The sequence below is a fragment of the Treponema sp. UBA753 genome (genome assembly GCF_002297325.1).
Taxonomy (GTDB): Bacteria; Spirochaetota; Spirochaetia; order Treponematales; family Treponemataceae; genus Treponema_D.
This window is the reverse complement of the sequence record NZ_DBKJ01000065.1, coordinates 42,806-57,833: the sequence shown is the minus strand read 5'-3', so window position 1 is coordinate 57,833 and position 15,028 is coordinate 42,806. Positions and strand designations below refer to the sequence as shown.

Below are 15,028 nucleotides of genomic sequence, written 5' to 3'. Positions count from 1 at the left end.
ATAAGAAAGTTTGCAACGCAAACTTTTAAAGATAAAAACAGATGCCATTTTCAGCTGTTTTTATCTTACCTCCTTTCAGACATATAATAGTATAACATAAAAATAAAGCTTTCTCTATGATTTTATCCTTATTGACGGAATCTTTGCATTGTCTTGACAGTTGAAATAAGGTTTATTATATTCTTTATTAGTTACAAAGTGTAACTAATTTTTTTGTGGAGTGGGATGGAGAATCTATGACAAAAGAAGAATTTTCTAAAATCGACAAATTTGGAGTCGGAGAATCGAACGAGGCTTTTGCTAAGTATTTTATCGGTCAGTCGTTCTTAAAGTCGCTTACGGATGCGAAAAAGGGCGAGATTCCGATTTTCAACGTTACGTTTGAGCCGGGCTGCCGAAACAACTGGCACGTTCACCACGTGGCAAAGGGCGGCGGTCAGGTTCTAATCTGCACGGCTGGAAGCGGCTGGTATCAGGAATGGGGAAAAGAGGCGGTTTCAATGGAAGAAGGAAGCGTCATCGTGATTCCTGCGAACGTGAAGCACTGGCACGGCGCAAAAAAAGACAGCTGGTTCAGCCACATAACGTTTGAGCCGGCAGGCGAGGAAACATCCAACGCATGGCTGGAGCCTGTAAGCGACGAAGAATATAATAAACTTGGGGGGGGATAATTCCTGTTGACAATCTGCGCTTTGTAAGTCATAAATTAACAAATTCTATTTTTACGGAGCAGAAAATGCAGATTGTTGAATACGACCCAAAATATAAAAGCGATTTTGTGCGGCTGAACACGGAATGGCTTGAAAAACTTTATTACATTGAATCCTACGACCAGTATGCGATGGATCATGTTGAGGAGCTTATCGAAAAAGGCTCGATGGTCTATTTTGCTGTTGAGGACGGAAAAGTTCTTGCGACGTGCATGATTGAGCCGCTCGGAGACGACGTCTGGGAAGTCTGCAAGCTGGCGGCGGCCGGTCAATACACAGGAACTGGAGCCGGCTCTGCTGTTTTAAAAGCCTGCATGGATTATGCACTTTCTCACGGCGCGAAAAAACTTTGCCTGATTACGATTTCCGGCTTGAAGCCTGCAATTCATCTTTACAAAAAGTTCGGATTCGTTGAAATTCCGTACAGAAAAGATGTCTGGCATTCTGAAAAAGCGGACGTTGAGATGGAATACATTGTGAAATAAGGAAAACTGAAAAATCAGAGCGGCTTCATTCGTTTGCCTTGCAGTGCAAGTCATGGCGGAGAAAAGATTGTTCTGTTCCTCTGTTATTCCCGTACTTGATGTGGGAATCTTTTTTTTGCTGAGTGTAGATGATTTTCGCCTGCGTTAAAATAACGTTCCTTGAACTGGCGTGATTTCTTCAAACGGAATAATTTTGCGAGCCGAAACCAATCTTTTTTTTATGAACGGAATCTATGACAAAAGAGGACAGAAGCCGTCCGGTAATTTTTATTCAATTTCAGCGGAAAAATTATCTAGTGTGCTTTCCGTCCATTTTCGACTTAGTTCTGGATATGTTTCTTCAAGTGAAAGAAAATATGTGAGCGCGGCCGGAAAATTTCCAGTGTAATAATAAGATTCGCCAAGATAAAAATTTGCTCTGTCTGTAACTTGCTTGTTTCTATTTTGCGCAAGGAATTTTTTCAGAGCGTCAATTGAATCTGAATATTTTTTCTTTATAAATGAAGTGCGAAGAATTTCAAACAAAAGATATTCATCTCCACCGGCTGGACTTATCAAGTCTTCATCAAAAATATAAACCTGCAAAACTTTTGTCTGTTCTTTTTTTGATTTTAAAAGCGGCTGAATTTTTTTGCGTGAACTTTCGCTGATTTTAGTTTCCTCAGGCTTTGAAGTTTCCCCAAGGACGTCTACAAGCGGCAAAGGAAGTTCGCGCATTTTGTCTTCGTATTCTTTTTTTGCCTGTGGAGTTTTTTTGATTGAAGGCTGGCCAAGATAAATTGCGGCGGAAGCTTTGATTCCTTCAGTTGTTGCATTTACTCCAGGAAGCACAAGCCGGACTGGAGTTTCAGTTTTAAGTGATTTTTTTCCGTCTAGCTGCTCATCATAATAGATTTCGCTATTGCCTTGTTTTTTTTCGTTTTCTGAAATCATTGTGATTACGGCGTAAAAATATTCACTTGTATCTCTTGGCGAGTCCGTGTAGGAATCTGTAATTTTTTCTACAGTTGCCAAAGGCTGGCTGAATTCAATTTGATCGTAACTTGTAAAAGGCTTTTTGTTTCTGTAGATTATAAAAGAAGAAATTGAGTCTGTGTCATTTTTTGGCAGAATCCAGCTTATTGAAATTTTTCCGTTTTCAGCCTGAATTGCGTTGATTCCTGTAACAACTGGGCGTTTGTTTTGCGCAAATAAAATTGAGAATGAAAAAACTAAAAGTGCCGATGAAAAAAATTTTCTAAATGAATTTGAAATTTCCATATTTTGTATTTTGGACTAAATTCCGCTGATTTTCAAGTGTATCTTGCATTTGACGCGGTTTGACAATGTCTGGCGTTTGATTTATTCTATTATATATATGTTTATTTCTGTAATTATAGAGCCAGGCGGACTTGATAGCGGCAAGATGATGGTGGATATTCTTTCCAGATATGGATTTCAGAAAATTCAGCGTTCTTGCTGGGAAAGTTTAAAACTGAATGAAACTGAGCTTTCCGCCTTGAAAAAAGATTTGGACAGAGTTACTGATTACTATGATAAAATCAGAATTTATCAGTTTCCTTTGAACGGACTTTTTGTTATTACAGAAATGAAACAGAAAAAATGGCGCAAATGCTGCTTTAACGGAACTGCGCGGCCTAAAAATTAAAAAAATTGAGGATAATTATGATTGAGGATTTTCAGGAGCCTATTGCACAGCTGAAGGCAGATGTTTCAGCTGTTTGGGGGCGTCTTTGACGTTGATGACATCAATAAAAAAATAGCTGAAAAAGAGGCTCTTACAACTACCCCCGGATTTTGGGACGACAATGCCAAGGCTACAAAAATAATGAATGACATAAAGCTTTTAAAAGGAAGAATTGAGCCGTGGCAAGATTTGGTTCAGCGGGTTGACGACCTTGAAGCTTTGTATGAACTTGGGCTTGAAGAAAATGACAAGAGCATTGAGGCAGAATTAAAAGAGCAGTACGAAAAAGCAAAAGCTGATTATGAGCATCAGAGCATTTTAAATCTTCTTAGCGATGAAGTTGACAAGAACGACTGCTTTCTTTCTGTTCATGCTGGTGCTGGCGGAACTGAAGCTTGCGACTGGACATTTATGCTTAGCCGTATGTACCAAAGATGGGCGGAACGTCATGGATATAAAGTTGAAGTTCTTTCTCAGGAAGAAGCGGAAGGCGGACTTAAGTCAATCAACATGAAAATTTCAGGACCTTATGTTTATGGATATACAAAGGGCGAAGCTGGAGTTCACCGATTGGTTCGCATAAGTCCGTTTGATGCAAATGCAAGGCGGCACACTTCGTTTGCTTCTGTTTATGTTTTTCCAGTTCTTGATGACAGCATAGAAGTTAATATTGATCCGAAAGACTTGCGCGTGGACACTTATCGTTCTGGCGGAAAAGGCGGTCAGCACGTAAACAAAACTGAATCCGCAGTCCGCTTTACTCATATCCCAACCGGAATCGTTGTTGCTTGCGACAGTGAACGCAGCCAGCTTATGAACCGCGCATCTGCAATGAGCATTTTAAAGTCAAGGCTTTACGAATATTATAAGGAAGAACGCGAAAAGGAAAATTCGAAATTCGCGGGTGAAAAAAAAGACATTTCTTTTGGAAGCCAAATTCGCTCTTATGTTTTTCAGCCTTACACAATGGTAAAAGATCATCGCACAAAATATTCAGTGGGAAATATTCAGGGTGTAATGGATGGCGACATCGACGGATTCTTGGATGAATTCCTTTCAGCAAAATGGAAAGATCTTCCTTCTTCATCAGATGACGATGGAGATGATTTGTAGAGATGAATTTTCTCTTTCGGAAATATAAAAGATTTTTTTTTATTTTTTCTCTTTTGTTATTTTTGACAGAGAATATTTTTTGTGAGTCTTGGATTCTTGCTGCACAAAAATTTGATTTTGTCAGCGGGAAATCTTTGAATTCCGCAGAGCAAGATTTGTCTTCTATAATTCCGCAGCTTATAATGGAAAAAATTTCTGAAGGGCTTTCGCGCAATACAACGCCGCAGGAAATGCTGGACAGGTCCTTGAATAATTTGCTTGTTGAACGCCAGTCGTTGTTTCTTCAGCTTTCAAAGGAAATAAAAACGCGAGATGCAATTTTTCTTTCGTCTGAAAGCAAGAGAAGAATTCAAAAAAAAATTTTAGTCCAAGAAGAAAAAATTGATGAAATAAAAAATCAAATTGACGAGAACTTGGAAAAAACTCATCAGCTTTATGATGAATTTAAAAATACAAATTCTTCTCAAGAAGAAAAAATAGAATCCAGTTTTAGTCCGCTTCCGTTTAATCCGTTAAAAAATCTTTTTGTGAAAAAAAAATCTCCGCTTCTTCCGGAGACACAAAATGAAAATGTTTCTTTTTATAAAGAAAACGCTTATGAACTTTTTTCTCCTTCAAAGGAAGCTCTTGATTCCGGAATTGAAAGCCGTAAGTTTGAAAATGAAGTCGTAGCTGCAAAAATAAACGGACTTATAAGCGGAAGTATTATTGTTTATGGCGAATACTTTTCAATTTCATGTGCGCTTTATAATTTTCCAGGAAAAAAAATTCTTGGGCAGGTTACAGAAATTGGTTCGTTAAAGAACTATATTTCCGTTGCAGAAAATGCGGCGAATTATTTTGTTCCAATTATTGTAAACAGTTTCCCTGTTGAAATTCGTTTTGAAATTCAGCCGCCTGAAGCTTTTAAAGATGCAATTGTTTCTGTTGATGGAAATGTTTACAAAAATGCGCCAGAAAAAATTTTTGTTCCATCTGGAAATCATTCTATAACAATTGAGGCATCTGGATACATTCCACGTTCTATAAATTATAATTTTGAAGGCTCTAAAATTTTTAAACTTCAGGGAAATATGAAACTTAAGTCAGAAGTTTCTAGCTCAATTGAATTGAAAAAAAATTTGGAAAAAGGATTTTTATATTCTGGAAGCGATTTGCTTTCTGAAATTTCAGATGAGAATTCTTTTGCGAAAATTTCTTTTGATGGAACTCCTGTCATTGGACAATTTAAATCTACGCAAGATGAAAATGCTTTGTTCTTTTTTTATGTGCCGGAAATTTTGCAAAAAAATCAAGCTCGTCTTTCTGTAAAAGGAAAAGCTGTAAATCATTCAGAGTATATTGACAAGCGGAGAATTGCAGCCTACAGAGCTTATACGGCTTTGGTTCTTTCTGTTCCGTTCACTTTGTATTCAGTTGGAAAAAATAATTCAGTTACAAATGCTTACAATCAAGGTTCTTTAAAAGATTATGACGAAGTTTTAAAATGGAGACGCTACGGAACTATTTCCAGCGGAATAACTTTTGCGTGTCTTGGATTTTTTGGTTTTGAACTTGCACGTTATCTTATCGCTGCAAATTCTTTACTTCCTTCAAATGCAAAAGAAATTCCTTCATCTGAAATTTCGGATTCGGCTTGGACTGAAATTCAAGAAGAGTAAAATTTTTAGGAGTTAAAAATATGGCGAAGATTTCATTTTCAGAAAAATTAAAAAATCTTTTTGGCGGAAAGAAAAATTTTTCCGAAGACTTTTTTGAGGATTTGACTGACGCTTTGATTGAAGGTGATTTGGGTGCAAAAAATGCAGTTGAAATTGTTGACAGCCTTGCGTCCTTTTGTAAGAAAGAAAAGAAATTTTCTCCTGAAGAAATTACTGCCGAACTAAAAAATATTCTGATTAAATTTTTAAATCCAGTTTCAATTGAACCTTCAAATGAAAAAGTAAATATTTTTATGGTTCTTGGCGTGAATGGTGTTGGAAAAACTACAACCGTTGCAAAAATGACAAAAATGTATTCTGAAAAAAACGTCAATGTAATTATGGCTGCGGCTGACACTTTTCGCGCAGCGGCAGTTGATCAGCTTTCTATGCATGGTGAAAAACTTAAAATTCGTGTTGTAAAGCATCAAATGGGAAGTGATCCAAGCGCAGTTGTTTTTGATGCGGCGGATGCTTGCAAGGCGAACAATGGCGGACTTGTAATTGCCGATACTGCTGGGCGTCTTCATAATAAAGAAAATCTTGTGAATGAACTGAAAAAAATTGACAGGATTTGCGCCTCTAAAGCTGATGAAGGATGCTACAAAAAAATTCTTGTAATTGATGCGACAACAGGACAAAACGCTGTAAGGCAGGCGGAAGTTTTTAATGATGCAGTTGGAATTGATGCTGTTGTTCTTACAAAATATGATTCGACTGCAAAAGGCGGCGCGCTTGTTTCAATTGGAAAAGATTTAAATATTCCGGTGCTGTTTGTTTGCACTGGAGAAAAATATGAAAATATAGAATCTTTTGATCCTAAAAAATATGTGGATGAATTTGTTGGAACAGAGTGATGTCTTTTTTTGAAGCTTTGTTTTTTTTATATCTTTTGTTTCCTGTTATAAATGAAAATCAGTTTTTGATTTCTTATGCAATGAAGGGAAATATTTCTCTTGAAAAAACAGAAGAATTACAAACTGAGCTAGGGAAATTTTTAAATTCAGACGAAATCGATTTTGGATTTTATGAGAAGTCAAAAAAAAATCATTCTGAATTTTACATAAGAAATTCTCTTGGAAGACTTGTGTTTTTTAAATTTGACAATGAACTTTTAAGTGTTTCAAAGGAACTTGAAAATTTTTCCTGCACGTCTGCAAACGAAGATCAGTTTTCTCGGGTAAAATATAATTCGGATTATAAGCCTGTTGAAAAAATTGTCTGGGAAAATAAAAACACTGTTGCAGATTCAAAAATTGTTTCAAAGGAAAACTGGGAATATTCAGGTGAATATATTTTTTCAAATAAAGAAGATTTTAAAAATAAAAAAAACTATGAGATTCAATACAACAAAGATTTTCTTCCGATTTATGTTGTGGAATATTGTTATATTCAAAATTCAGAGTCAACAGAAGAAATGCCTTTGCCAGAAATAAAAACTTTAATGAAAAAAAATTTCTTTTCTTATGACAACCAGAATCGACTTTTATTTGATGAAGAAATTTTCTATGATGAAAAAAAAGAAGGCAAGGAAATTTACAGAAAAAAAAATGTTTATAATTATACAGGCAAAAGTGAAAATGCGGATTTTGAATTTTATGAAAATGGAAATTTAAGATTTTCTATAAAATATTCAAATGATGATGATTTTGTTGAGACTGTATATTTTCCGGACGGAAAATTTATGGAAACAAAATTTGTGAATGGTGAAAAAATAAATTGAAAAAAATTTAATGAGGATTAAATTGAAATCAGATTTTAAGTGGGTATGCTTTGTTGCCCGTCGCATAAGCAGAATAAATAGAAAAGGTCGCACTGCGGCTGCTTCGTATTTGGCGGCACTGGGAATTGCGCTTGGTGTAATGGCATTAATTGTTATAATGAGTGTTATGAATGGTTTCCAAATGGGATTTATAGACTCCATAATGGAAATTTCGTCATACCATGTTCAGGTATCTAAAGTTCAGGGCGATTTGTTTGAAAATTGGTGCAGTGAAAATAAAAAAGTTGTTTGTGCAATTCCTTTTTATGAAGCGCAAGGACTTATGGTTGGAAATTCAGAAAAGCAATGTGCTTCAATTGTCCGGGCAGTTCCAGAAAATATTATGGAATCTGATTTTGGATTTAAAGACAAACTGAAAATTGTTGCAGGAAAATTTAATTTGTCTAGTGCAGATTCAATTGTTGTGGGCAGCACTTTGGCGTACAACTTGAATCTTAGAATTGGGAGCAGAGTAAATATTGCGGCGCTTAGTGGATCAAGTGATACAAGCTTGCTTTCTACAAACCGGCAATTTGTTGTAAAAGGAATTTTTCATTGCGGCTATGCGGAAATAAATTCCTCGTTTTCATTTATAAATTTTGATTCTGGAAAAAAGATTCTCGGGAATTCCGCAGAAGAAAAATATGGAATAAAATTAACTTCGGCTTCAAAAGATTCTTCGTTTATAAAAGAATTCAAAAATTCTTTTCCGCAGTCCAAAGCAGTGGGGTGGCGCGAATACAACCGAAGCTACTTTGGCGTTCTTCGCATGGAAAAAAATACGCTGTTTGTTATTGTGCTTTTGATTTTTGTTGTTGCTGCGATAAATATTTTTAATTCAATGAAGAAACTTGTTTTGGAGCGAAAAAATGAAATTGCAGTTCTTTCTGCGCTTGGGGCTTCTGAAAAAAATGTACAGAGTATTTTTGTTGTTCAAGGAATATTCACAGGAACTTTGGGAGCTGTAACAGGGCTTTTTCTTGGTGTTTTTATTTCGCTGAATATGAAGACAGTTTTTAATTTGCTTGCTAAGATTCAGTTTGGAATCGAATATTTTTTTACAATGATTTTTAATTCTGGAGCTGAAAACTTTGTGTCAGAAAATCCAATGTTTGCAATTTATGCAAGAATTCCTACAAGAATTTTTTTGCATGAAGTTATTTTTATTTTTCTGTTTGGAATTTTTTCAGCGGTTGCGGCAACTTGGCTTGCTAGCCGGAATGTTTTGCGAATGACTGTAACGGAGGTTTTGCGCGATGAGTAATCAGAATATTATTTTATCAATAAAAGATTTGGAAAAAACTTATAAGACTTCAAGCGAGGAACTTGCAATTTTGAAAAAACTGAACATGGAATTAAAGCAAGGCCAAACTTGTGTGATTGTCGGAAAAAGCGGAAGCGGAAAGTCGACTTTGCTGAATATAATTGGCGGCTTGGACAAAGCTACTGGAGGAACTGTTTGTGTTGGCGGAATGATTGTAAACTCAATGTCAGAAAAGCAGCTCGTAAAATTCAGACGTGAATTTCTTGGAATGATATTTCAGTTTCATTATCTTTTAAAAGATTTTACTGCATTGGAAAATGTTTTTCTTCCGGCATTTATGGCTGGCGTTTCTAAAAAAGATGCGATGGAAAAAGCCGAAGAACTTTTGTGTGCCGTTGGTTTAAAAGAAAGAATGTCGCATTTGCCTTCTGAACTTTCTGGTGGAGAACGGCAAAGAGTTTCTGTTGCAAGAAGTCTTGTGAATAATCCCGAACTGATTTTGGCTGATGAGCCTACAGGAAATCTTGATCCTGCAAATGCCGAGGCTGTTGGAAATATTCTTTTTTCACTTTCAGAAAAATATGGAAAAACATTGATTCTTGTTACACATGATATGAATCTTGCTTCAAAAGGTCAGAGAAAATTTTCCATAGAAAACGGACAACTTCAGGAGCTTGAAATATGACTTTTAGTTCATGCTTGATGTATGCAAAAAAAATATTTTTTTCAAAGTCTCAAGGTTCTGATTCGGGAATTGGAAAACGCAGTCTTACTGGTGCCATTGCTTGCATTGGAATAAGCTTGGTTCCGATGGTTGTTCTTCTTGTTGTTACAAACGGAATGGTTCAGGGAATGACAAGCCGGATGATAAAACTTTTTTCACGTGATATTTCAGTTTCAGTTTATAAAAATTCTATGTATTTGAATTCCTGCAAAGATTTTACTTTGGCGGCTGAAAAGTTTACAGACATAAAAGGCGTAGAAAAAGTTTTTCCGGAAGTTAGAGGAATGGCTCTTGCTGCTGGAAAAAGTTATAGATCTGGTGCATTTGTAAGAGGAGTCTTGCAAGATACCTTTTTGACTGATAAAAGTTTTTCTTCGCTTTTTAAAGTTGTTGAAGGAAGCACTGATTTGCCTGATTTTAGAACTGCTGTTATCGGGGAAAAAATTTCAGAGCAGCTTGGGGTTCATGTTGGAGATAATATAAAAATCATAAGCATGAATACAGCTGGAAAAAGATTTGTTCCAAAAGTTGCGCAGTTTAAAGTCGGCGGAATTATTTCAAGCGGCTATCAGGAACTTGATGCGCTATGGGTTTTTATTCCAATTGAAGCGGCTTTTAATTCTCTTGCAAAATCATCTTGCGAATTTGTTGTAGGAATCGAAACTGAAAATTCTTTTTCCGATGAACTTTCTTCCATTGCAGAAAAAATCCAAACTTTTACATTTAAGGATGAAGGTTTTTCTGATTCCAGAGTCGAAACATGGAAAGAAGTCAATGCAACTGAACTTGAAAACTTTGCCTCAACAAAAGCCTTGCTTGTTGTAATTATGGTTATGATTGTGATTGTCGCAAGCATAAGTGTAAGTTCTTCTGTTTTGATAATTGTAATGGAACGCAAAAAAGAAATTGCGCTTCTAAAATGCGTTGGCGCGTCTCCAAACGGAATTGCTCTTTCGTTTGTTTTAACTGGAGCTTCAATTGGTCTTGTAGGAATTTTGATTGGTGTTCCTGTTGGACTTTTAATTTCCGTGAATATAAACGAAATAATCGGCGCAATTGAATCCTGTGTGAATTTTTTTGAAAAACTTTCGCTTGCATTTTCTTTTGGTGATTCCCATGAAATTGCAAAGTTTCATTTGCTTGACCCGGCGTATTATCTTCAGAATATTCCGATAGAAATTCCTGTAAAAGAAATTGTTGCGGTTGTTTTATGCACGCTTTTTCTTTCCGCTTTAGTTTCCTTGATTCCTTCGGTTAAAGCCGGAAAAGAGAAACCTATTGATACTTTGCGTAAAATGTAATTTATGGTACACTCACTATTTGAAAAATGAGGAAAGGTATGATTTGTGATTTTTGCCATGAACGTGAAGCTGTAATTTTTATGGAACAAACCTCAACTGACGGTTCACGTCGAAAAATAAATATATGCCTCGAATGTGCAATGGAGCGTGGAATTTCTACAGATCCAAAAAGCATAGAATCTTCAATCGGAAATCTTTTCAGAGAACTTGCCAACGTTTCAAAAAAAATTTCAGAGCATGAAAATAAACTTTGTCCTGTCTGCGGAACTTCATTAAAAGAAATAACTAGGAATGGAAAAACTGGCTGTCCGGAATGCTATGCGATTTTTAAAAATGATGTAAGGCATTTTCTTGAAACTAACGGAGTAAAAGAAATATTTAAAGGTTCAATGCCAGCTCGTCTTTCTTCTGTTCGTTCTGTTTTAAATGACAGAGTTATTCTTCAGAACAAACTGAATATTGCAATTCAAAAAGAAGATTATGAAAAAGCTGCGATGTACAGAGATTATTTAAAGGCTCTTGAAAAGAATGCAGTTTCAGGCTCGGCGGAAAATTCTAGTGGAGAAATCGGCTGATGATGAAAAAAGCAAAAGAAGATGTTTCTGGAGCATGGTATGCCTGCGCAGGACCTGAGCAAGATATTGTTGTTGCAACCAGAGCGACTCTTTCAAGAAATCTTGCAAATTTTCCTTTTCCAGATAAATTGAATGATTCTGAAAGCGAGCGCATTCAGTCTATTGTTTTTGATGCGTTTAATTTTTTGAAGAATGCGAAAGATTTTCAGGCGGTTTCTGTTTGCAAGCTTGATGGCATTGGAAACAAGATAATGCATGAGCGTGGAATTCTTTTTGATTCAAAAGGAAAAAAAACTGGACTTGTTCTTCGCAATGATGGAAAAATTTCTTGCACTGTAAACACTGATGATCATTTGAAAATTTCTTCATTTGTTCCAGGACTTGGAATTGAAGTTGCATCGAATTCAGTTTATGAAATTGACAATGAACTTCAAAAAAGAATTCAGTTTGCCGCAAGCTACGAGTTTGGATATTTGACTTATTCAGTTTTAAATTCAGGAAGCGGACTTTCTGTTGTTGTAAAACTTTATTTGCCTGCTTGCTCATTGCTTGGCTCAATAAATTCAATTGTAAAAAATATTTCAGCTGATGGATTTAATTTGCTTGCTTGCTATGGTTCTGGCGGTGGAAATGCCTTGAGCGGTTTTGGAACAAAAGGAACTTCTTTGGGCAGCTATTACATTGTTGTTCCCAAAAGTTCGGCGGGCGGAAGTGAGCTCGATCAGATTGCTTCGGTTCAATGCGCTGTTCAAAATATTTTAAAGGAAGAAAGAGCGGCACGGAAAATTTGCAAGGCTCAGCACATAACGGAAATTTCAAACTATGCGCTCCGATCGCTGGCTTTGGCAAAGAGCAGTTTTTTTGTTTCACTTAGAGAAGCTATCGACATTGTAAGCGGAGTAAAGTTCGGTAAAGACATGGAAGTTTTTTCTGGAATTGAAGAGTCGGAATTACATGCTTTGCTTTACAGAGTTCAGGAAGGACATCTTGAATATGTTCTTGACAATGGAAAATTTAAATTTGAAAAAGATATTCAGGACAACCGTCCGCGTAAAATTGAACGGCTTAGAGCTTTGATTTTACAGGAAGCTTTTGAAAATATTGAAAAGTGAGGTTCCTATATGTACGAAAATTTTTCTCCTAGAGCACAGCGCATTTTGGTCGCACTTGCTCAAGATGAAGCTTATTTTTTAGGAAGTCGGCAGATTGAGCCGGAGCATATTATACTTGCGCTTTTAAAATCTGCGGAAGGTCTTGGATATGTTGTGCTTCAGCAGCTTAGAATAAATGTTCTTACTCTTCAACTTGCGATTGAACAAAGTTTGCCTTCTCGTTTTCCAGATACGGAACTAAAGACAATTCCAAATTCTGATCGTACAGAAAGGTTTTTGAATCAGGCTGCATTCGATGCAAAGACAATGCAGTGCAACTATGTTGGAACAGAACATCTTTTGTTTGCCGCAGCTACAGAGGAACGTTCCCTTTTGTGGGCATATTTAAAGCGCGCAGGAATTTCCATTGATCAGGTCAAAAAAGCGATTGCCGATATTCAGCGTAAAATACCTTCTTCTGCTGTAAAAGATTCAAAAGATTTTTCAGGCGGAAATTTTTCACAAGAAACACCTGTTCCTTTTATGGCGGATGGAAGCGCGCAAAGAAAACAAAAACTGTCAGGAATTCTTGCGCAGTTTTCAAGGGACTTAACCCAAGATGCAAAGGACGGAAATTTAGATCCTGTTGTTGGACGTGAAAAAGAAGTTTTACGCACAATTCAGATTTTAAGTCGTCGCACAAAAAATAATCCTGTCCTTGTTGGAGAACCGGGCGTTGGAAAAACTGCAATTGCAGAATCCCTTGCGCAGCGCATTGCGAACGGTAAAGTTCCTGCTGACCTTCTTGGAAAAAGGCTTCTTCAGCTTGACTTGGCTGCAATGATTGCCGGCACAAAGTATCGCGGCGAATTTGAAGAGCGGCTCAAACGTGTAATGAAAGAAATCAAGGAATCAAAAAATATTATTCTTTTTGTTGACGAGCTTCATACTATAATTGGTGCTGGCGGACCGGAAGGCTCAATGGATGCAAGCAACATGATAAAGCCTGCTCTAAGCCGCGGTGAGCTTCAGATGATTGGAGCGACTACGACAAAGGAATATCGAAAATATTTTGAAAAAGATTCTGCGCTTGTAAGAAGATTTCAGACTGTAAAAGTTGAAGAGCCTTCTGAAGATGAAACTCAAAAAATTCTTTTTGGACTAAAAAAATATTATGAAGAATTTCACCATGTTGTTTATGAAGATGATGTGATTCCACTTATTGTAAAATACAGCAAACGATATATTTCTGAACGTTTCTTGCCGGACAAAGCAATTGATATTCTTGACGAAGCTGGAGCAGCAAAAAAATTGCAGGAGGATGTCCGCCCTGAAGAATTGGATAAGCTTGAATCAGAATACGCAAGATATAATGAGCAGAAGAGAGAGCTTGTTGCTTCGCAGGAATATGAAAAAGCCGCATATATCAGGGATCACATAAATTTACTGCGTTCAAGAATAGATGATTTAAACCGCAAATGGAAATCTTCTGACGCTGCAAAAAAACGCCGTGTTTGTGCGGATGATGTCTGCAAGATTATAAGTGAAATTTCTGGAATTGATGTTTCAAAGTTGGATGAAGGAAAGTCCGGACGTCTTTTAAATATGGAAAAAATTTTGCATGAAGAAGTTATAGGTCAGGATGAGGCTGTTGCTTCAATTTGTAGCGCAGTCCGAAGAAGCAAAGCCGGTATTTCTTCACATAAACGTCCTGTAGGTTCTTTTATTTTTCTTGGTCCTACTGGCGTTGGAAAAACTCAGTTTGCAAAGTCGCTTGCGAAATTTCTTTTTGGAACGGAAGAAGCCTTGATTCGTGTAGATATGAGCGACTACATGGAAAAACAAAATGCATCTCGTCTTGTTGGTGCGCCTCCTGGATACATTGGCTATGAAGAAGGAGGTCTGCTTACGGAACAAGTTCGCCAGCGTCCATATTCAGTTGTGCTCCTTGATGAAATTGAAAAGGCTCACCACGACATTTATAATCTTTTACTTCAGCTTCTTGAAGAGGGTGAATTAAAGGATAACCTTGGTCATACCGTAAGCTTCAAAAATACAGTTATCATTATGACCAGCAATGCGGGCGCAAGAGAAATTACTGCGGAAAGCAAAATGGGGTTTTCTGCTGCAAAAGAAGGAATTGTTCCGTACAGCGAAATAAAATCCAGCGCAATGGAAGAACTCAAAAAAATAATGTCGCCTGAACTTCTTAACCGAATTGACGATGTGATAGTTTTCGATGCGCTTTCAAAAAAACAAATTGCGTCCATACTCGAAATTCAAATTAAAGAACTTGAAGACCGTCTTGCTGAAAAATTAATTTCACTTACGCTTAAGCCAAAAGCTAGGGAATATCTTGTTGAGCACGGATATGAACCTTCAATGGGAGCACGCCCTATGCGCCGTTTGCTTCAAAAAGAAATTGAAGATCCTCTTGCAAATCTTCTTTTGCAAAATGAAAATGCGGAAGGCGAAACAGTTTCCGTGGATTGCGTTGACGGAACTATTTCATTAAAACTCAGCAAGAAAAAAAAGAGAGCAGCAGCTGCAAAGAAAATGCAAGAACTTTCGGCGCAGGAAGCAAATCAACTTTCATAAAAAAAACGAGGATAAAAA

14 protein-coding genes are annotated in these 15,028 nt (G+C 36.8%); 13 read left to right on the top strand and 1 reads right to left on the bottom strand.

Annotation, left to right across the window (positions count from 1 at the left end; all coding sequences use genetic code 11):
* The first annotated feature begins 236 nt into the window (after nt 1-236).
* On the top strand, nt 237-671 hold the full coding sequence (locus B4C08_RS05780; protein ID WP_296663891.1) for a cupin domain-containing protein: 435 nt from the start codon (nt 237-239) through the stop codon (nt 669-671).
* A 65-nt stretch (nt 672-736) separates the two neighbouring features.
* A complete protein-coding gene (locus B4C08_RS05775; RefSeq protein ID WP_296663889.1) occupies nt 737-1,195 on the top strand; it encodes a GNAT family N-acetyltransferase in 459 nt (152 codons plus the stop codon).
* A gap of 267 nt (nt 1,196-1,462) precedes the next feature.
* Here B4C08_RS05775 and B4C08_RS05770 read toward each other — a convergent pair whose 3' ends face one another.
* On the bottom strand, nt 1,463-2,455 hold the full coding sequence (locus B4C08_RS05770; RefSeq protein WP_296663888.1) for a hypothetical protein: 993 nt from the start codon (nt 2,453-2,455) through the stop codon (nt 1,463-1,465).
* Nucleotides 2,456-2,552: 97 nt separating this feature from the next.
* Here B4C08_RS05770 and cas2 point away from each other — a divergent pair, with 97 nt between their 5' ends.
* The 11 genes from cas2 to B4C08_RS05715 all read left to right on the top strand — a co-directional run bounded on the left by cas2 (nt 2,553) and on the right by B4C08_RS05715 (nt 15,010).
* Complete coding sequence (gene cas2, locus B4C08_RS05765; protein ID WP_295797163.1) at nt 2,553-2,843, top strand: CRISPR-associated endonuclease Cas2; 291 nt, start codon at nt 2,553-2,555, stop codon at nt 2,841-2,843.
* Nucleotides 2,844-2,860: 17 nt separating this feature from the next.
* Nucleotides 2,861-3,995, top strand: a protein-coding gene (prfB, locus tag B4C08_RS05760; RefSeq protein WP_296663885.1) for a peptide chain release factor 2 whose coding sequence is annotated in 2 segments (ribosomal slippage) — nt 2,861-2,929 and nt 2,931-3,995 — 1,134 coding nt in all. Because the reading frame shifts where the segments join, the coding sequence is not laid out codon by codon here.
* Nucleotides 3,996-4,057: 62 nt separating this feature from the next.
* The gene (locus B4C08_RS05755) at nt 4,058-5,656 is read left to right on the top strand and encodes a PEGA domain-containing protein (protein WP_296663884.1); all 1,599 of its coding nucleotides are present in this window, start codon (nt 4,058-4,060) and stop codon (nt 5,654-5,656) included.
* A 20-nt stretch (nt 5,657-5,676) separates the two neighbouring features.
* The gene (ftsY, locus tag B4C08_RS05750; RefSeq protein WP_296663882.1) at nt 5,677-6,552 is read left to right on the top strand and encodes a signal recognition particle-docking protein FtsY; all 876 of its coding nucleotides are present in this window, start codon (nt 5,677-5,679) and stop codon (nt 6,550-6,552) included.
* Entirely contained in the window at nt 6,552-7,418 is an 867-nt protein-coding gene (locus B4C08_RS05745; protein ID WP_296663880.1) for a hypothetical protein, read from the top strand. The genes ftsY and B4C08_RS05745 overlap by 1 nt, the downstream gene beginning before the upstream one ends.
* Nucleotides 7,419-7,440: 22 nt before the next feature.
* Nucleotides 7,441-8,721, top strand: coding sequence for an ABC transporter permease (locus tag B4C08_RS05740; RefSeq protein ID WP_296663878.1), 1,281 nt, complete (start codon nt 7,441-7,443; stop codon nt 8,719-8,721).
* A complete protein-coding gene (locus tag B4C08_RS05735; RefSeq protein WP_296663876.1) occupies nt 8,714-9,406 on the top strand; it encodes an ABC transporter ATP-binding protein in 693 nt (230 codons plus the stop codon). The genes B4C08_RS05740 and B4C08_RS05735 overlap by 8 nt, the downstream gene beginning before the upstream one ends.
* A complete protein-coding gene (locus B4C08_RS05730; RefSeq protein ID WP_296663875.1) occupies nt 9,403-10,746 on the top strand; it encodes an ABC transporter permease in 1,344 nt (447 codons plus the stop codon). Before B4C08_RS05735 ends, B4C08_RS05730 begins: the two co-directional genes overlap by 4 nt.
* A gap of 38 nt (nt 10,747-10,784) precedes the next feature.
* Entirely contained in the window at nt 10,785-11,321 is a 537-nt protein-coding gene (locus B4C08_RS05725) for a UvrB/UvrC motif-containing protein (protein ID WP_296663874.1), read from the top strand.
* A 2-nt stretch (nt 11,322-11,323) separates the two neighbouring features.
* A complete protein-coding gene (locus B4C08_RS05720) occupies nt 11,324-12,433 on the top strand; it encodes a hypothetical protein (RefSeq protein ID WP_296663872.1) in 1,110 nt (369 codons plus the stop codon).
* Nucleotides 12,434-12,442: 9 nt separating this feature from the next.
* Nucleotides 12,443-15,010, top strand: coding sequence for an ATP-dependent Clp protease ATP-binding subunit (locus B4C08_RS05715; protein ID WP_296663870.1), 2,568 nt, complete (start codon nt 12,443-12,445; stop codon nt 15,008-15,010).
* The last annotated feature ends 18 nt before the right edge of the window (nt 15,011-15,028 follow it).

Excerpts from the sequence above, each read along its gene's own strand:
- B4C08_RS05775 (WP_296663889.1), top strand. The coding sequence starts at position 737 with ATGCAGATTGTTGAATACGACCCAAAATATAAAAGCGATTTTGTGCGG.
- B4C08_RS05745 (WP_296663880.1), top strand. The coding sequence starts at position 6,552 with ATGTCTTTTTTTGAAGCTTTGTTTTTTTTATATCTTTTGTTTCCTGTT.
- cas2 (WP_295797163.1), top strand. The coding sequence starts at position 2,553 with ATGTTTATTTCTGTAATTATAGAGCCAGGCGGACTTGATAGCGGCAAG.
- B4C08_RS05715 (WP_296663870.1), top strand. The coding sequence starts at position 12,443 with ATGTACGAAAATTTTTCTCCTAGAGCACAGCGCATTTTGGTCGCACTT.
- B4C08_RS05725 (WP_296663874.1), top strand. The coding sequence starts at position 10,785 with ATGATTTGTGATTTTTGCCATGAACGTGAAGCTGTAATTTTTATGGAA.
- B4C08_RS05720 (WP_296663872.1), top strand. The coding sequence starts at position 11,324 with ATGAAAAAAGCAAAAGAAGATGTTTCTGGAGCATGGTATGCCTGCGCA.
- B4C08_RS05770 (WP_296663888.1), bottom strand. The coding sequence starts at position 2,455 with ATGGAAATTTCAAATTCATTTAGAAAATTTTTTTCATCGGCACTTTTA.
- B4C08_RS05780 (WP_296663891.1), top strand. The coding sequence starts at position 237 with ATGACAAAAGAAGAATTTTCTAAAATCGACAAATTTGGAGTCGGAGAA.
- ftsY (WP_296663882.1), top strand. The coding sequence starts at position 5,677 with ATGGCGAAGATTTCATTTTCAGAAAAATTAAAAAATCTTTTTGGCGGA.
- B4C08_RS05730 (WP_296663875.1), top strand. The coding sequence starts at position 9,403 with ATGACTTTTAGTTCATGCTTGATGTATGCAAAAAAAATATTTTTTTCA.
- B4C08_RS05735 (WP_296663876.1), top strand. The coding sequence starts at position 8,714 with ATGAGTAATCAGAATATTATTTTATCAATAAAAGATTTGGAAAAAACT.